At 72.0% G+C, this 17,399-nt stretch carries 16 protein-coding genes; 13 read left to right on the plus strand and 3 right to left on the minus strand.

Going from position 1 to position 17,399, the window contains the following annotated elements:
* Positions 1 to 15 precede the first annotated feature (15 nt).
* The 5 genes from PYR91_RS32140 (at position 16) to dprA (ending at position 5,472) form a co-directional block, all read left to right on the plus strand.
* A complete protein-coding gene (locus PYR91_RS32140; protein ID WP_279785973.1) occupies positions 16 to 711 on the plus strand; it encodes a ribonuclease HII in 696 nt (231 codons plus the stop codon).
* 41 nt (positions 712 to 752) lie between these two features.
* A complete protein-coding gene (locus tag PYR91_RS32145; protein WP_067184127.1) occupies positions 753 to 1,076 on the plus strand; it encodes a DUF2469 domain-containing protein in 324 nt (107 codons plus the stop codon).
* Positions 1,077 to 1,801: 725 nt separating this feature from the next.
* Positions 1,802 to 2,155: a YraN family protein gene (locus tag PYR91_RS32150; protein WP_279785980.1), complete on the plus strand. Its 354-nt coding sequence runs from the start codon at positions 1,802 to 1,804 to the stop codon at positions 2,153 to 2,155.
* Entirely contained in the window at positions 2,156 to 3,700 is a 1,545-nt protein-coding gene (locus PYR91_RS32155; protein WP_279785982.1) for a YifB family Mg chelatase-like AAA ATPase, read from the plus strand.
* 791 nt (positions 3,701 to 4,491) lie between these two features.
* Positions 4,492 to 5,472, plus strand: coding sequence for a DNA-processing protein DprA (dprA, locus tag PYR91_RS32160; protein ID WP_347943821.1), 981 nt, complete (start codon positions 4,492 to 4,494; stop codon positions 5,470 to 5,472).
* A 374-nt stretch (positions 5,473 to 5,846) separates the two neighbouring features.
* Here the strand turns inward: dprA and PYR91_RS32165 are convergent, their stop codons facing one another.
* Positions 5,847 to 6,239, minus strand: a complete 393-nt coding sequence (locus tag PYR91_RS32165; protein WP_279785985.1) for a M23 family metallopeptidase — start codon at positions 6,237 to 6,239, stop codon at positions 5,847 to 5,849.
* A gap of 577 nt (positions 6,240 to 6,816) precedes the next feature.
* On the opposite strand from PYR91_RS32165, the gene PYR91_RS32170 reads away from it, so the two are divergent.
* The gene (locus PYR91_RS32170; protein WP_279785987.1) at positions 6,817 to 8,226 is read left to right on the plus strand and encodes a CoA transferase; all 1,410 of its coding nucleotides are present in this window, start codon (positions 6,817 to 6,819) and stop codon (positions 8,224 to 8,226) included.
* A gap of 30 nt (positions 8,227 to 8,256) precedes the next feature.
* Here PYR91_RS32170 and PYR91_RS32175 read toward each other — a convergent pair whose 3' ends face one another.
* A complete protein-coding gene (locus tag PYR91_RS32175) occupies positions 8,257 to 9,615 on the minus strand; it encodes an MFS transporter (RefSeq protein ID WP_279785989.1) in 1,359 nt (452 codons plus the stop codon).
* A 96-nt stretch (positions 9,616 to 9,711) separates the two neighbouring features.
* Between PYR91_RS32175 and PYR91_RS32180 the strand changes: the two genes are divergently transcribed.
* The 6 genes from PYR91_RS32180 (at position 9,712) to PYR91_RS32205 (ending at position 15,052) form a co-directional block, all read left to right on the plus strand.
* Positions 9,712 to 10,344, plus strand: coding sequence for a transcriptional regulator (locus PYR91_RS32180; protein ID WP_279785991.1), 633 nt, complete (start codon positions 9,712 to 9,714; stop codon positions 10,342 to 10,344).
* 242 nt (positions 10,345 to 10,586) lie between these two features.
* Positions 10,587 to 11,600: a 30S ribosomal protein S2 gene (rpsB, locus tag PYR91_RS32185; protein WP_279785992.1), complete on the plus strand. Its 1,014-nt coding sequence runs from the start codon at positions 10,587 to 10,589 to the stop codon at positions 11,598 to 11,600.
* A 100-nt stretch (positions 11,601 to 11,700) separates the two neighbouring features.
* Positions 11,701 to 12,534 (plus strand): translation elongation factor Ts, encoded by an 834-nt coding sequence (tsf, locus tag PYR91_RS32190; protein ID WP_279785994.1) that lies wholly within the window; start codon positions 11,701 to 11,703, stop codon positions 12,532 to 12,534.
* A gap of 139 nt (positions 12,535 to 12,673) precedes the next feature.
* Complete coding sequence (gene pyrH / locus PYR91_RS32195; RefSeq protein WP_279785996.1) at positions 12,674 to 13,372, plus strand: UMP kinase; 699 nt, start codon at positions 12,674 to 12,676, stop codon at positions 13,370 to 13,372.
* A 9-nt stretch (positions 13,373 to 13,381) separates the two neighbouring features.
* Positions 13,382 to 13,939, plus strand: a complete 558-nt coding sequence (gene frr, locus PYR91_RS32200; RefSeq protein WP_279785998.1) for a ribosome recycling factor — start codon at positions 13,382 to 13,384, stop codon at positions 13,937 to 13,939.
* Between the two features lie 309 nt (positions 13,940 to 14,248).
* Entirely contained in the window at positions 14,249 to 15,052 is an 804-nt protein-coding gene (locus tag PYR91_RS32205) for a phosphatidate cytidylyltransferase (protein ID WP_279786000.1), read from the plus strand.
* Between the two features lie 33 nt (positions 15,053 to 15,085).
* Here the strand turns inward: PYR91_RS32205 and PYR91_RS32210 are convergent, their stop codons facing one another.
* A complete protein-coding gene (locus PYR91_RS32210) occupies positions 15,086 to 16,117 on the minus strand; it encodes a suppressor of fused domain protein (RefSeq protein WP_279786002.1) in 1,032 nt (343 codons plus the stop codon).
* Between the two features lie 109 nt (positions 16,118 to 16,226).
* Here PYR91_RS32210 and rlmN point away from each other — a divergent pair, with 109 nt between their 5' ends.
* Positions 16,227 to 17,330 carry a 23S rRNA (adenine(2503)-C(2))-methyltransferase RlmN gene (gene rlmN / locus PYR91_RS32215; RefSeq protein ID WP_279786004.1) on the plus strand — a complete coding sequence of 368 codons (1,104 nt, stop codon included), beginning with the start codon at positions 16,227 to 16,229 and terminating at the stop codon, positions 17,328 to 17,330.
* Positions 17,331 to 17,399 lie beyond the last annotated feature (69 nt).

Consider the following 17,399-nt stretch of genomic DNA (forward strand, 5'->3'; position numbering starts at 1 on the left):
CGCGGCGCTCACCCCATGACCGTTCTCTACCGCCCGCGTCCCAGCATCGTCCGGCGCGACTCGGGGCTCTACGGCTACGAACGAGCGCTCGCGCGCCGAGGCCTGTCACCGATCGCCGGCGTCGACGAGGCCGGCCGGGGCGCCTGCGCCGGGCCCCTCGTGGTGGCCGCGGTGGTCCTGCGCACCGAGATCGACGGCATCGCCGACTCCAAGGTGCTCACCCCCGCCCGGCGGGAGACCCTGCACGACCGCATCCTGGCCACGGCGGCGGCGGTGAACGTGGTCGTCATCCCACCTCAGGACATCGACACGCGCGGACTGCACAAGTGCAACGTCGCCGGGATGCGCCGGGCCGTCGCGGGCCTCGAATGCGATCTCGGCTACGTCCTGGTCGACGGCTTCCCCGTCCCCGGCCTGCCCGCGCCGTCGCTGGCGGTCTGGAAGGGCGACCAGGTCTCGGCGTGCGTCGCCGCGGCCTCGATCGTCGCCAAGGTCACCCGCGACCGCATGATGACCTCGCTGGACGAGAGGTACCCCCAGTACGGCTTCGCCGACCACAAGGGGTACGTCACGGCGAGGCACCGGAGGGCACTCGCCGCCCACGGCCCCAGCCCGCATCATCGGTTCTCCTTTGTGACAGTGAACTCGGTGATGCGGTCGGAAGCGGGCGCCGCGATAGGCGAGAATGGTGTGGGGGCCGGTGTCGCCTGATCGGGCGGCACCCGGGGGAGGAAGGGAAGTGGAGGGCCGGGATGAGCGCGGAGGATCTCGAAAAATACGAGACCGAGATGGAGTTGCAGCTCTACCGGGAGTACCGCGATGTGGTCGGCCTGTTCACCTACGTCGTGGAGACCGAGCGGCGCTTCTACCTGACCAACTCCGTCGACCTCGACGTGCGCACCGCCGAGAACGGCGACGTGTTCTTCGACGTCAAGATGCAGGACGCCTGGGTGTGGGACATGTACCGCCCGGCGAGGTTCGTCAAGAACGTCCGCGTCGTCACCTTCAAGGACGTCAACGTCGAAGAGCTGGCCAAGCCCGACCTGGAAATGCCCAAGGAAGGCTTCTCCGGCTGACCTGACGACGCCCCCGAAGCGCCGCCAGGCGACGCCCCGGATGCCCGGCGCGCAAACCGGGCCCCGGCATCTGCCCGCACCCCGGATTCCCCCCGGACGCCCCGGCGACTCGGCGGTCCCCGGCCACCCGTATCCCGCGGCCACGCACGGCATTCGGACACCACACCCCGGTGCCCATACGTCACTTCCGCGGACGGGCACGGCATCGCTGACACGAAGCCGATTCCCCGGCCCGACTGGTCCTGCCAGCACCGTGCCGTACCAGGCCTGACCAGCACGGTCGTCCCGGGCCCGACCGCACGGTGCCGTACCAGGACTACCAGCACGGTCGTACCGGGCCCGACCGTGATGGTCGTACTGTCACGGGCCGTTCCGCGCCCGACACGCAGGTGTGCCGTACCGGGACCGGCCGGCACGGCGCCGCGCCGGGACCGACTAGCACCGTCGTGCCGGGAGCGACCGGGATGGTCGTACTGTCACGGTGCCGTGCTGGGATCGACTAGCACGGTCGTGCCGGGAGCGACCGGGATGGTCGTACTGTCACGGTGCCGTACCGGGACCGGCCAGCACGGTGCCGTACCGGGACCGACCAGGATGGATGTACCGGGACGGGGCCGGCCCACGGCGGGTGCGGGTCAGGCGCGGTCCGGAGTTATCCCCAGAGTGTCGTTCGGCCCCGTGGCGCACCCGCTTCGTGAGCGAAGGTGTGGGCCGGAGGTGGTTCCATGGCCACGGCACACGAGCTGGGCAGATACGGCGAGGAGATCGCCGTCGACTTCCTGCTGGCCGAGGGGTTGCAGATCCTGGAGCGCAACTGGCGCTGCTCCGAGGGCGAGATAGACATCCTGGCCCGCGACGGCCCCGTCCTGGTGATCGTCGAGGTGAAGACCCGTTCAGGCCGCACCCACGGCACCGCCTTCGAAGCGGTGACCCCCGCCAAGTTCACCCGCCTCCGAGCCCTGGCGAGCCGCTGGCTGAAGACCCAGCCCGAGTGGTTCGCCTCGGTCCGCATCGACGTCATAGCCCTCGAACGCTTCGCGGGCGAGTTCGTCCTCCGCTACGCCCGGGGGGTGTCCTAGATGCCGGTGGCGCGCACCCGTTCGGTGGCGCTGGTGGGGGTGAGCGGGCACGTCGTGGAGGTCGAGGCCGATGTCGGGCACGGCATCGCCGGGGTCAGCCTGATCGGCATGCTCGACACGGCGCTCAGCGAGGCCCGCGACCGCGTCCGCTCCGCGATCGTCAACAGCCGCTACGCCTGGCCCGACGCCCGCGTCACCGTCAGCCTCTTTCCCGCGAGCCTTCCCAAGCGGGGAAGCCTCTTCGATCTCGCCATCGCCGTGGCCCTGCTCGGCGCGGCGGGCCTGGTGCCGCGTAAGGAGATCTCCAGCCCTATCTACCTCGGTGAGCTGGGGCTCGACGGCACGGTCCGGCCGGTGCGCGGCGTCCTGCCCGCGGTGGTCGCCGCTGCCGAGGCGGGCGCGAGTTCCGTCGTGGTCCCGATGGCGAACGCGGCGGAGGCCGCCCTCGTGCCCGGCGTCGCGGTCACTCCTGTGCTCACATTGGCGGAGCTGGTCGAGTCCCTGCGCGGCGGCGGGCAGGCGAGCATGCCCGTGCTCGCCGACACCAGCCCGCCCCCCGCCCCGCCCGCCGGGCCGCCGGGGTGCCCCGCGCCCGATCTCTCCGACATCGCCGGGCAGGCCGTGGCGCGCCGTGCCCTGGAGGTCTGCGCCGCCGGGGGGCACAACCTCTGGATGATGGGGCAGCCGGGCACCGGCAAGACCATGCTCGCCGAGCGGCTGCCGACCCTGCTCCCGCGCCTCGATCGCGACCAGGCGCTGGAGGTCACGGCCATCCACTCCGTCGCGGGCACCCTGCCGCCCGACCGCCCCATGCTCGCCCATCCGCCGTTCATGGCCCCCCATCACACCGCGACGGTCGCGGCCATCGTCGGCGGCGGCAGCAGCGTCATCCGCCCGGGTGCGGTCTCCCTGGCTCACCGGGGGGTGCTCTTCCTCGACGAGGCGCCCGAGTTCCCCGCCCGAGTGCTCGACTCGCTGCGCCAGCCGCTGGAGTCAGGCCAGGTCACCGTGGCGCGGGCCGCGGTCACCGTCACGTTCCCGGCCCGGTTCATGCTGGTGCTGGCGGCCAACCCGTGCCCGTGCGCCCAGGCGTCCACGCCCGAGAGCCCGTGCCGGTGCACCCCCACCCAGCGGCGCCGCTACCTCGCCCGCCTCTCCGGCCCCCTGCTCGACCGCGTCGACGTCAAGGTCGGCCTCACGCGCTCGACCCGCCGCGAGCTGCTGGCCGATCGCCAGTTCATCGAGCCGAGCGAGGTCGTGGCCGAGCGCGTGCTCCTCGCCCGAGAACGCACCCTGGCCCGCCTGCGGGGAACTCCCTGGCGCTGCAACGCCGAGGTCCCCTCGGCGGCCCTGCACGGAGCCTTCAGGCCGGCCTCCGCGGCCATGTCCCCCCTCTACCGGTGCCTCGACACCGGCGAGCTCAGCGCCCGAGGCCTCGACCGCGTTCTTCGACTCTCCTGGACCCTGGCCGACCTGACCGGCAAGCCCGCCCCCGAGGTCCCCGAAACCACCGCCGCCCTAGCCCTATGGACCGGAACCGAATGACCCCCGCCCCCCGAAATCCCCCCACCAGCCCACCGCCCCTCCCACCCGACGACCGCCCCTCGCACACCCCCCTCCACCCCGCGACGGTTCTCCCCGCCGAACGGGACGGGATGCCCGCTCGCCCTGTCCCGGTCCCAGATCCCCCCGCCGGTCCACCGGCCCTGCCGTCCGGTGAACGTTCCTCGCGCGACCCTGTCCACCGCTCGGCGGTTTCCTGTGCTGAACGGGATGGGATGCCCGCTCGCCCTGTCCCGGCGCCGGATTCTCCCGCCGAGCCACGGGCCTTCTCGTCCGATGATCGCCCCTCGGGGGGCCCGCAACCGCCTGATGTCACCGCGGAGGCGCCTCTTCACGCCTCCGTGGTTCCCTGCGCCGAGCAGCTCCCGGGTGACGTCCGCCCCACCACCACGAATTCGTCCCAGGGGCGGCCGGTGGTTTGTTCCGGTGATGGGCGTCCGGGTGCGCCGCGGTCTGGCGATGCCGTCGGCATGGAGTGCTCGGCGGCGGAGCCGCCCGTGGGGGCGATGGGTGGTCGACATCCGGGTGATGATCACTTCGCTGACGTATCCGATAGGCGGCCTGACGGCCCGGTCGGCGAGCCGTCCGGTGTTGGGCGGGAGGAGGACGAGGAGCGGCTGGCGCGGGTCGGGTTGATGCGGGTGGCCGATGCGGGGGATCGCGTCATGGGCGAGCTGGTCGCGGCGTGTGGGGCCCGCTCCGTTCTCGATCAGGTTCGTCATGGACGGCTCGACGCCGGGTTCGTGGAGCGGTGGAGGGCAGGAAAGGGGCGAGTGGCCGATCTCGATCGGCGCATGGGCACCTGGCGCGCGCGGTTGCCGGCCGTAGACCCGGCGGGGGATCTCTCGGAAGGGCGGCGGCTGGGGGCCCGGCTCGTCATGCCGGGTGATCTCGAATGGCCGACGCAGCTCGACGATCTCGGGCCGGAGCGTCCCCTGGCGCTCTGGCTGCACGGCCGGGCCGATCTGCGGTTCTCCTGCCTTCGCTCGGTGGCCGTCGTCGGTTCACGGGCGGCGACGGCGTACGGCGTCCACGTGGCGGCCGAGCTGAGCGCGGGCCTGAGCGAAGCCGGGTGGGGCGTGATCTCCGGGGGCGCGTACGGCGTCGACGCGGCGGCGCACCGGGGCACGCTGGCCGGTCATGCGGAGACCATCGCCGTGCTGGCCTGCGGCACCGACGTCCCGTACCCCGCCGCCAACCAGATGCTGTTCGAGGCCGTCCGCAGCCGCGGGCTGCTGGTCAGCGAGTGCCCGCCCGGTGCACGGCCCACCCGGCCCCGGTTCCTGATCCGCAACCGGGTGATCGCCGCGCTGTCCCGGGGAACCGTGGTCGTCGAGGCGGCCATCCGGAGCGGAGCGTTGAACACCGCGGCGCACGCCGTCGCGCTGCGCCGCCACCTGGCCGCCGTCCCGGGCCCGGTGACATCGGAGAACTCCGCCGGCTGCCATCGGCTGATCCGGCGGGCCGAAGCCGTCTGCGTCACGTCGGCCCGCGACGTGATCGAGCTCGTCGGAGCCATGGGCGACGATCTCGCCCCCGAGCAGCGCGGCCCCGTACTGCCCCGCGACGCCCTTGCCGCCGACACCCGCAGCGTCCTGGAAGCCGTCCCCGCCAAGCGGGGCGCGGGCCCCGCCACCATCGCCGTGGCGGCGGGCGTCGACCTCATGGCCGCCCTCAGCCACCTGGGCGCCCTGGCCGCGGCAGGCTACGTCGAACGCACCGACAACGGCTGGCGCCTGCGAAGAAGCACCTGACGCTTCCCACCCATCCCCTCCTCGCGAGTGGGGGGTACGACGGCCTCGACACCGCTCCTCACGAGTCGCCTTCTCGCGGGTGGGGTGCCACGGCCTTGACATGGCTCTCCATAGGTAGGTTGCGTTCTCGCGGGTGGGGTGCCGTGGCCTCGACACCCCTCCCAAGCGCCGTCTTCTTGCGAGTGGGGGGTGCGGTGGCCTTGACACCGCTCCCCGCGTCGGGTTCTCGCAGGTGAGGGTCCCCCGGCCCTGTACAGTTCCCCATCCATCGCCTCCTCGCAGGGCGGGGGTGCCGCGGCCTTCCTGCGGCTTTTCGTGCGTCGTCTCCTCATGGGTGCTATCGCCTCACCGTCCTTCGGGGTGCCTTCTGTCGGTCAGGTCGGCGGCCAACGAGGGAGCAGGCGCACCTGGCCTCGGGCCAGCAGCAGGAGGGGGTCCAGGTAGCCGTCGGGGCCGATGAGGCCCCAGTGGAGGCAGGTCGCCGGGCAGTGCGCGGCGGCGTCGGTATGGCGGGGCTTCTCGACGACGCCGATGATGTCGCCGCGCCGCACGGTCTGGCCGCGCCGCACCGTCGTGCGCACCGGCAGGTACGTCGTTCGCAGACCGTCGGCGTGCGCGATCGAGACGACGCCCCGGGCGGCGAACGGGCCGGCGTAGACGACGACGCCCGCGCCGGCCGCATGCACGGGCCGCCGGGGACGCGCGTCGAGATCAACCCCGCGATGCCCCGCCAGCCACGGCAGCGGGGGAGGGGCGAACGGGCGCATGACCACCAAGGGGCCGGCAAGCGGCGAGCTCCACCGGGCGACGCCAGGAGCGGTCTCGCCGCCCTCCCACGATGGATTCGCGACCCCACCCTCCTGATCACCGGCCTCCTGATCACCGGCCTCCTGATCACCGGGCGGTCCCGCCGCCGGTCGGTCGGGACCGGACACGTCTCGCCGCCCGTCGTGCCGGCTCGTTGCCGGTCGGGGGGAGCCACGTCCGTGACCTTGGGCTCCGGGTGGGCTTGTGGCCGGTTGGGGGGTGCTGGGTCGGTGGTCTTGGGTTTCGGGCGGGCCTGTGGCCGGTGGGGTGGATCCGCCTTCTTGATCGGGGGCGCTCGCCGCTGGGCGGGGGCTGCTGGTCGTCCTGGAGTCGGGGGAGGTGGCCGCGGTCGCGGTAAGGGTGGGGGATGGGGCGGTGGCGAGGGTGAGGAACAGCACGGCCAGCAGGCGCTTCACCGGAGGGCTCATGGGAGAAGACTGGTGGACGGCGGCACGGGAGCGGGGGGCCGAGCGGCGTTCTGTGTACAAGTGAGGTCCGCGGGTCCGACCGGCTGGAATCGGCGTGGAGGGAGATCTCATGGGGCCCGACGGGAGACCTCAGACGGTTGACGAGGTCGTCAGGGCGCTGGGCAGGGAGGTCGGGCTTGATCTCCCCGCCGTCCGCGTGACGGGGGATGAGAGGGCCCTGCCGTCCGCGTTCAGGATCGGAACGGCGGCCGCCGCCGTCGTCGGTGCGGTGACCGGGGCCGTCTCCCTGTACCGGCGGGAACAGGGTCACGCGGAGGTGACCGTGGACGTCGGCGAGGCCGTCGCCGCCTTCAAGGACGAGCGGTACTTCACGATCGACGGCGAGGCCCTCGACCTGTGGGCGCCGCTGTCCCGCGATTACCCGACATCCGACGGGTGGGTACGGCTGCACTGCAACTTCGACCACCACCGCGACGCCGCACTGCGTGCCCTGAACCTCCCGCCGGACTCCGGCGAAGCCCAGGTCGCCGCCGCCTGCGCCGGCCGGACGGCCGTCGACGTCGAGCAGGCGGTCACCGACGCCGGGGGATGCGCGGCCGCGACGCGGAGTCGCGAGCGGTGGCACGACCACCCGCAGAGCCGCGCCGTCGCACGCTTGCCCCTCATCGGGCTCAGGCGCCTCGGCCCCGCCGCACACGCCGCGCCCGGCCCACCGGAGCACGCGCCGGTGACCGGGACGCGGCCGTTGGACGGGGTACGGGTGCTTGATCTCACCCGGGTGCTGGCCGGGCCGGTGGCGACGCGTGTCCTCGCCGCTCACGGTGCGAAGGTCCTCAAGGTCGGGGCGGCCCACCTGCCGGAGGTGCCCGGGGTGGTGATCAGCACGGCGTTCGGCAAGCGCTACTGCGAGCTGGACCTTCGTACGCAGGAAGGCGCGGACGCGCTGCGCCGGCTGGTGGCGGGGGCGGACGTGCTCGTCCAGTCATACCGGCCCGGCGCGCTGGCGGCGCTGGGCTTCGGCGCCGATCAGCTCGCGTCCATGCGACCGGGCCTCGTCCGCGTGGACATCTCCGCCTACGGCACGCTGGGCCCGTGGGCGGGGCGGCGCGGCTTCGACAGCCTCGTGCAGATGGTCTGTGGCATCGCGCACGAGGGCGGCGATGGTGGCGATGGCGGCAAGCCCGTCCCGCTGCCCGTCCAGGCGCTCGACCACGCCACCGGCTGGCTGGCCGCGCTGGGCGCGGTCGCCGGTCTGCTGCGCCGGCGGGCCGAAGGGGGGGCGTGGCAGGCCGAGACGATCCTGGCCCGCACCGCCCTCTGGCTCGACGGCCTCGGCCGCATCACCCCTTCCCCGCGGGGCCGCGACGCCGGGCCGGAGGCGCCGGTTCCGCTTGAGCGGATGGACAGCTCGTTCGGGACCCTTGCGTACGTCCCGGCTCCCGGCGCGATCGGCGGGGCACGGCCATTCTGGTCGTCGCCGCCGCCCCGCCGGGGGGAGCACCCGCCCGCCTGGTGGTGATGGGCGGCGCCTGGGACAGGGGCGTGCCGGTCACCGGTGTCGCGTCGAGGAAGGCTCGCCCGCCTGGTGGCCGGTGCTTCTCGAAGGGCCGGGCTCCGCCGGTCGCTTCGCCGGCGGTGCCGGGGCCGGCTCTGCTGAGGGGGCGTGCGAGGGGGCGTGGCGGAGCGGGGAGAGCCAGACGAGCGCGATGGCGAGGACGAGGACGGCGGCACAGGCCCACAGGGCGGGGCGCAGGCCGATCAGGTCGCCGAGCACGCCGCCCGTGACGCCACCGAGCGTCATCACCCCCATGGTGGAGACCGTCATGACGGCGTTCACCCGCCCGACCGCCTCAGGCGGGGACTCGCGGAGTTGCACCGTCCCGTAGCAGACGCTGAACGCCACCACCGCGATGCCGCTGACCAGGTACGCGGCCACCAGCAGCGGCACCAGCACCACGGGGGATCCGTGCGCTGCTGCCAGCGCGGCCGTCTCGAGCGGGAAGAACAGCACCCCGGCGAGGATCACCCGGTTCTCGGAGAACCGGCGGGCCAGCCGGGGCGTGACGGCCGCGCCGACGAGCCCCCCGGCGCCGTACGCCGCCGTCAGCAGGCCGATCACCCACGCGGGCAGCCCCAGCGTGTGCACGGCGAACAGGACGTACAGCGCCATGTGTCCGGCCGAGGCGAAGTTGACCAGGACGCCCGCGCCGATCAGCGTCCACAGCACCCGGTTGCCCGTCACGGCGCGCACGCCGTCGCGGATGTCGCGCAGAAGGCTACGGCGCGGCGATCCGGCGGCCGTCCCCGAACGGGAGGCGGGCTCCGGGGAACGGATGGACCGCAGGCACAGGGCCGAGACCAGGAAGGAGGCCGCGTCCGCCACCAGGGCCACCGGAGCGGTCAGGAGCTGGACCAGGATGCCGGCCAGCCCGGGTCCGGTGACGCTCGCCGTGGAGTACACCGCCTGGAAGCCGGCGATGGCCGCCGTCCGCTGGTGCTCGGGGACGACGCTGGGGATGTGCGGGAACCAGGCCGTCTGGTAGACGACGGCGCAGGTGCCCGTGACCAGCGCGACGGCGATCAGCAGCGGCGTGGACAGCAGGCCCGCGAACCAGGCGAGCGGCACCGCGGCCACCGCGGCGGCCGCGACCAGCTCACACCCGATCATGATCGGCCGGCGACGGGCCAGACGGTCGACGTACGCGCCGGCGTGCAGCCCGAAGAGCAGGTACGGCAGGGTCGCGGCCCCGGTGAGCAGGCCCATCTCGGTCGGCGTCGCGCCCAGCAGCGTCGCCGCCGTGAGGGGCACGGCAAGACGGGTGACGTGGGTGCCGGTCTCGGACACCGCGCGCGCGGACCACAGCAGCCGGTAGTCGGGCTGCCGCCGGAGAGGGATGGTCTCAACCATGATTATGAAAGTAAGCCTTCACAGTTGTGAAAGCAACCCTTCGCGATTCCGCCTACATCGCCGCCAATGCAGACGGAGGGCGTTACCGTTCCTGCTATGAGTCAGCGGAACCAGATGGTCGAGGACCCGCGTGTCATGCGGGCGCTGGCGCACCCGTCGCGCCTGGCCATCCTCAAGCGCCTGCAGACCGAGGGTCCGGCGACGGCGACCGAATGCGCCGAGATCGCCGGCATCTCGCCGAGCGCCTGCAGCTACCACCTGCGCATGCTGGCCAAGTACGGGTTCGTCGAGGACGCCCCGCCGCGCGGCGACGGCCGCGAGCGCCTGTGGCGGGCGCACCACCGCGGCTTCACCGTGGCCGAGCCGGACGAACTAACCCCCGAGGTGGCCGAGGCGAAGAACGTCCTGGCCAAAACCGTGGTCAACGGCATCGCCGAGGAGCTGCTGCGGTACTTCGACGCCAGCGTGCGCGAGTCCAGGCAGTGGCGGCAGGCCAGCACGCTCAACCAGATGCTCCTGCGCGCCAACGCCGAGGAGCTGGAGGAGCTCGGCCGCCGGGTGACGGAGATCCTGGTGCCGTACCTGGCCAAGACCCGCACCGCCGAGGAGGCGCCCCCGGACGCCCGTTTGGTCCAGGGGGTCGTCTACCTCTACCCGCGGCCGCCCGCGGGACCCGGCGTCGGCCGGTCCGGAACCGGCCCGGATAACCCGCCCGAGGCGGAAAACTGACTTCGTCTTGGGTTGACAAGTAAGGAACCCTGTATGCGTGGGCTGGGCGTGGCCGGGTTCCGGGTACACTTCTGGTGGCTCGTCAAGCGGGCCGACTTCGCACGCCCACAGGCGAACCGCCCTCTCGGTCCGGGTCGTTGACTCGGATGGGGCGGTTCAGGGCGTCAGGGCGGGAGCCCCAGGCTTCCGCATACAACCGAGACGCGCGCCCTCGCGGCGCTCTACCCAGGAGGACCATACTCATGGCCCCCGTCGTCACCATGCGGCAGATGCTCGAAAGCGGTGTCCACTTCGGGCACCAGACCCGGCGCTGGAACCCGAAGATGAAGCGCTTCATCCTCACCGAGCGCAACGGCATCTACATCATCGACCTGCAGAAGTCGCTGTCCTTCATCGACCGCGCCTACGACTTCGTCAAGGAGACGGTCGCCCACGGCGGCACCATCCTGTTCATCGGCACCAAGAAGCAGGCGCAGGAGGCCATCGCCGAGCAGGCCGCGCGCGTCGGCATGCCCTACGTCAACCAGCGCTGGCTGGGCGGCATGCTCACCAACTTCTCCACCGTGCACAAGAGGCTTCAGCGTCTGAAGGAGCTCGAGGAGCTCGACTTCGACAACGTGGCAGGCTCCGGGCTCACCAAGAAGGAGCTCCTGATGCGCCGCCGTGAGAAGGACAAGCTGGAGCGCACCCTCGGCGGCATCCGCGACATGGCGCGCGTGCCCAGCGCGGTGTGGATCGTTGACACCAAGAAGGAGCACATCGGGATCAGCGAGGCTCGCAAGCTTCACATCCCGGTCGTCGCCATCCTGGACACCAACTGCGACCCCGACGAGGTCGACTACCCGATCCCGGGCAACGACGACGCCATCCGCGCCGTCAGCCTGCTCACCCGCGTCATCGCCGACGCCGTCGCCGACGGTCTGATGACCCGCGCCGGCGCCGCGCGCGGCGACGACAAGCCGTCCGGCGCCGTGGCCGAGCCGCTGGCCGAGTGGGAGCGCGAGCTGCTCGCGCGCAACGACGAGGAGACCGCCGCCGGCACCGCTCCGGAGGCCGCCGCCGAGTCCGCGCCGCAGGCGGACGAGGCCCCTGCCGAGGCCTCCGCCGAGGAGACCGCCGTGGCCGAGGCCCCCGCCGAGGAGGCCCCCGCGGCCGAGCAGGCTTCCGTCGAGGAGGCTCCCGCCGCCGAGCAGGCGTCCGCCGAGGCCCCCGCCGAGGACGCCACCCCGGAGACCACCGAGGAGCGGCAGGCCTGAGTCAGGCGCCGGTCCGTACGGCTAGCAAGGCTTTTACCGGGTGGGTGCGCCAAAGGGGGCGCACCCACCCGATCCACGACGACTCAACGAGGAAAAGACAATGGCTTCCGTGAACATGGCCGACGTCAAGCGGCTTCGCGAGCTGACGGCCGCGGGCATGATGGACTGCAAGAAGGCGCTGGAGGAGGCCGGAGGCGACCTGGACAAGGCCGTCGACATCCTGCGCGTGAAGGGTGCCAAGGACGTCGGCAAGCGGGAAGCGCGCACCGCCTCCAACGGCCTGATCGCCGTGAAGCACGACGGCGAGTCGCTGGCCGCCCTGCTGGAGCTCAACTGCGAGACCGACTTCGTCGCCAAGGGCGAGATCTTCCAGGAGCTGGCCTCCCGCGTCGTGGCGCACGTCCTGGCGTCGCGCCCGGCCGACGTGCCCAGCCTGCTGGAGTCCGAGCTCGACGGCAAGACCGTCAAGGAGCACCTCGACGAGGCCAACGCCGCGCTCGGCGAGAAGATCGAGGTCCGCCGGTTCCAGGTGCTGGAGGGCGGCTTCGTCGCCTCCTACATGCACAAGACCGACCCGCAGCTTCCCCCGGCGGTCGGCGTCCTGGTGCAGCTCGACACCCCCAACGCCGAGGTCGCCAAGGACATCGCCCAGCACGCCGCCGCGATGGCCCCCAAGTACCTCAGCCCCAACGCCGTCCCGGCCGACGTGGTCGAGAAGGAGCGCACGGTCTTCGAGCAGATGACCCGTGAAGAGGGCAAGCCCGAGGCCGCGATCGCCAAGATCGTCGACGGTCGCGTCAACGGCTGGTACAAGGACTTCACCCTCCTGGAGCAGACGTTCGTCAAGGACGGCAAGAAGACCGTCGCCAAGTTCGCCTCCGAGGCGGGCGTGAAGGTTCTGGCCTTCGTCCGCTACAAGGTCGGTCAGGCATAGGCTTGGCCCCAAGAGGGATCTGACCAGCTTCACAACCGACACCGGGGAGGCCGCCGCCGTGCAGGAGAACCTACGATCCGCCACGTCGGCGGCCTGGCCGGACAGGCCGTTCAACGGGCCGCTCCGCTGGAAGCGCGTCATGTTGAAGCTGTCCGGCGAGGCGTTCGCGGGCGCCGACCCGCTGGGCATCGACCCCGTGGTCGTCGCCAAGCTGGCCGACTCCGTCGCCGAGGCCGTGCGCGAGGGCGTGCAGGTCGCGGTGGTCGTGGGCGGCGGCAACATGTTCCGGGGGGCCGCGCTTTCCGAGCGCGGCATGGATCGCGCGCGTGCCGACTACATGGGCATGCTCGGCACGGTCATCAACTGCCTCGCCCTTCAGGACTTCCTGGAGAAGCGGGGCATCGAGACGCGGGTCCAGACCGCCATCACCATGCAGCAGGTCGCCGAGCCCTTCCTCCCCCGGCGCGCCATGCGCCACCTCGAGAAGGGCCGCGTGGTCATCTTCGGGGCGGGGCTCGGCTCGCCGTTCTTCTCCACCGACACCTGCGCCGCGCAGCGCGCCCTGGAGATCGGGGCGGAGGCGCTGCTGAAGGGCACCCAGGTCGACGGGGTCTACGACTCCGACCCGAGGAAGAACCCCGACGCCGTCCGCTTCGACCAGCTCGACTACAGCGAGGTGCTCCGGCGCGGCCTCAGGGTCATGGATTCCACGGCGATCAGCCTCTGCATGGACAACGGCCTGCCCATCGTGGTCTTCGACCTGATGGGTGAGGGGAACATTCTGCGGGCGGTCCGCGGTGAAAAGATCGGCACGCTGGTGAGTCCGGCAGGGAAATAGGGAGCCGCTGTGATCGACGAAACCCTCCTCGAAGCCGAGGAAAAGATGGACAAGGCGGTCGCGGTCGCGAAGGAGGACTTCGCGGCGATCCGCACCGGCAGGGTCGGCCCCTCGATGTTCAACAAGATCCTTGTTGACTACTACGGGTCCCCGACGCCCGTGCAGCAGCTCGCGTCGTTCCACGTCCCCGAAGCTCGCATGGTCATCATCCAGCCCTACGACAAGGGCTCGATGACCGCCATCGAGAAGGCGATCCGCGACAGCGACCTCGGCGTCAACCCCGGCAACGACGGCGCCGTGATCCGCGTGGTGTTCCCCGAGCTGTCGGAGGAGCGCCGCAAGGAGTACATCAAGATCGCCAGGACCAAGGCCGAGAGCAGCAAGGTCTCGGTGCGCAACATCCGCCGGCACGCCAAGGAGACGCTGGACAAGCTCGTCAAGGACGGCGAGGCCGGCGAGGACGAGGTGCGCCGCGCGGAGAAGGAACTGGACGACCTCACGCAGAAGCACGTCGCCAAGATCGACGACCTGCTGAAGCACAAGGAGTCCGAGCTGCTCGACATCTGAGCGCGGTCGCAGGTCAGGTTCGGGCGCTTCCACTCCGGTGTCGGCCGAGGGGGAGCGCCCTCTCCACGTTTCGGGGCCATCGTGCTCCCTCCCCGCCGCCCGGCGGTACTGGCACGGCGGCCGCCGAGCGTGGTGGGCGTGTACGAGAGTGGGATCACAGTGGAAGGTACGGCGGCGGACGGTCCGGGCTCGGCCGGAGGCCGGGGAGTCGACGGAGGCCCGCCCGCGGGCGCCGGCGGCGTTGTCCCCGACGGGTCGCACGACGACACGGACATCCCCCGGGGCGCCGAGAGGGCACGTTCGGGGCGCGTGCGCACCGGGCGCAACCTGCCGGCGGCCATCGCCGTCGGCGCCGGCCTGGGCGCGGCGGTCATCGTCTCGCTCTACACGGTCAAGGAAGCCTTCCTGGCCGTCCTGCTCGTCACCGTGGCCGTCGGCGTCGTCGAGCTGGTCCGCGCGTTCGCCGTGCGAGACATCTGGGTGCCGCTGGCCCCGGCGCTGGCCGGCCTCGTCGGCATGGTCGTAGGAGCCTACTGGGGCGGGCCCGAATGGCTGCTCGGCGCGTTCACGCTGACCGTGCTCACGCTGCTGATCTGGCGGATGCCCCGCGGCACCGACGGGTATGTGCGGGACGCCTCCGGCGGCGTCCTGACGGTGGTGTACACCGGGGTGCTCGCGTCGTTCGTCCCGCTCATGCTGGCCGAGACCGACGGCGCCGACCGTGTGCTGATCTTCGTGGCCGTCACCGTCTCCAGCGACATCGGCGGATACTTCGCGGGCATCCTGTTCGGCAAGCACCGCATGTCGGCCATCAGCCCGAACAAGACCTGGGAGGGCTTCAGCGGGTCGGTGCTGGCGTGCGTGATCTGCGGCGCGGTGCTGGTGCGGGTGCTGATGGACGGCCAGTACTGGCAGGGCGCGATCGTGGGCGCCGTGGTGGCCGCGTTCGCGACCGTCGGCGACCTGATCGAGTCGGTGATCAAGCGCGACCTCGGCATCAAGGACATGGGCTCGGTGCTGCCGGGCCACGGCGGGGTGATGGACCGCCTCGACTCGCTGCTCGTCACGCTCGTCCCGGTCTGGCTGCTTCTGGCGATCTTCATACCCACCTGACAGGGCAGGGCGCCCCGCGCCCGATGACCGTCGTCAGGGGATACGCCCGGCGAGGGTGAGGCGCTGGTGCCCGTGCTCGGCGACGTGCTGAAGCTCCTGCTCGGTGACCGGCACGAGCCACAGCCATCGCACCTCGTCACCGCTGAACGCGAAGCCCGATAAGTCGGGTAAGCCGGGCACGGTGTCCAGCATGAGCACGCCGTCGTAGCCGGCCCCCAGCGGGAACGACGCCGGCTCGTCGTACCAGCGGGCCGTGTGCCCGTGGCCCAGCCAGGTCACCGACCGCCACGGGTACCGCGCCAGCCAGAGGAACAGCCGCGCCGCGTCGGTGGGCTCTCCCCGCGTCGCCACGGCCAGCTCCACCCGCGCGTAGGTGTCGGGCCGCTCGATGTACTGCTCCACGGTGGGCATCCGCTGACAGCTCATCCCGACGGTGGACAGCACCGTGTACCCGTCCTTCGGCCGCTCGGTGACGCCCACCGTGGGCAGGTGGTCGGCGCCGAGGTCCCAGTACCTGCCCGCCCCGCCGACCCTGACGTCCAAGTGGCTCATCACGAACTGCTGGAAGGACGGCCAGGCGCTGTCGCCGCCGCGCCACTCCCAGTACGAGCGCGCCTTGGCGATCCTCGGAGCGAGGCCTTCCAGGGCCTCCTGCAGCGACCAGGCGAGCGGCGACTCGCCGACGGCGTCCCTGGCGTAGCCGGGCATGCCGTGTTCCAGGTCCGACCAGCCGGGAATCACCGCCAGCAGCTCACCGTTGCGGTACAGGGCGGCGCCGTCGCCCTCCTCGAACCACAGCACCTCCAGCTCGCCGGCCGTGATCGGCGCCGTGCCCTCCGGGACGCGGGTGTGGGCCACGGGCATCACGGGAGACCGCCACGGGCCCTCCGGCCCGGCGGTGGCGTAGGAGGGGGCGGGTCCGTGGTTGGCGAGCCAGACGGCCCCGTGGATCCCGCCTCCCCCGTCGCGCAGGTAAGCTACCGACGACGCCCCGTCCTGCTCGACGGTCACCGCCCGGCTGCCGTAGGGGCTGGTGTCGGTGAGGACGACGTCGGTGCTGCCCAACGCATACCCGCCTTTCCGGTGGACGTCTCCCCGATCGGCCGAGGATCACTAACAGAGCACACCGAATGGCTGTCCACTGCAGCTTCCGGCAAAACGTTGAGAGAAGGACATGTCCGCCGAGCTCACTTTCGTCGCCCCCCGGCGCGCCAAGCCGTCCCGGCACCTGGCCGACCTGTCGATGGCCGAGCGCCGCGCCGCCGTCGTCGAGCTGGGAGAGAAGCCGTTCCGTGCCGAGCAGCTGTCCCGGCACTACTTCGAGCGGCTGACCACCGACCCGGCGCACATGACCGACCTGCCCGCCGCCTCCCGCGACCGGCTGGTCGAAGGGCTCATGCCCGGCCTGCTGACCTCGGTCCGCGAGATCACCTGTGACGACGGCACCACCCGCAAGACGCTGTGGAAGCTGTTCGACGGCGCGCTGGTCGAGTCGGTCCTCATGCGCTACCCCGACCGGGTGACCCTGTGCGTGTCGTCCCAGGCCGGGTGCGGCATGAACTGCCCGTTCTGCGCCACCGGCCAGGCGGGGCTGACCCGCAACATGTCGACCGCCGAGATCGTCGAGCAGGTCGTGGCCGGCGCTCGGGCCCTGGCCCGCGACGAGATCCCCGGCGGCACCGGGCGGGTGAGCAACATCGTCTTCATGGGCATGGGCGAGCCGCTGGCCAACTACAAGGCCGTGATCGGCGCGGTGCGCCGCATCGTCGACCCGGCCCCGGAAGGGCTCGGCATCTCGGCGCGCGGCGTCACCGTCTCCACGGTCGGCCTCGTCCCGGCGATCGAGAAGCTGTCGAACGAGGGGCTGCCGGTGACGCTGGCGGTGTCCCTGCACGCCCCCGACGACGAACTACGCGACACCCTCGTGCCGGTCAACACGCGCTGGAAGGTCGCCGAGGTGCTGGACGCCGCGTGGAGCTACGTCGCCCGCACCAAGCGCCGCGTCTCCATCGAGTACGCGCTGATCAAGGACATCAACGACCAGGAGTGGCGGGCCGATCTCCTCGGCCGCCTGCTCAAGGGCAACCTCGTCCACGTGAACCTCATCCCGCTCAACCCCACCCCCGGCTCGAAGTGGACCGCCTCCCGCCCCGAGGACGAGCGAGCGTTCGTCCGCCGCCTGGAGCACCACGGCGTCCCCGTGACCGTCCGCGACACCCGCGGCCGAGAGATCGACGGCGCCTGCGGCCAACTCGCCGCCGCCACCCCGGACTCCTGACCTCGCCAGCCCACTCAGCCCACCCAGGCCGACGCGAGGCCGGCCACCGCCACATCAGGCGCCGGGTCA

The sequence above is a fragment of the Sphaerisporangium sp. TRM90804 genome, from assembly GCF_029846175.1.
Classification (GTDB): Bacteria; Actinomycetota; Actinomycetes; order Streptosporangiales; family Streptosporangiaceae; genus Sphaerisporangium.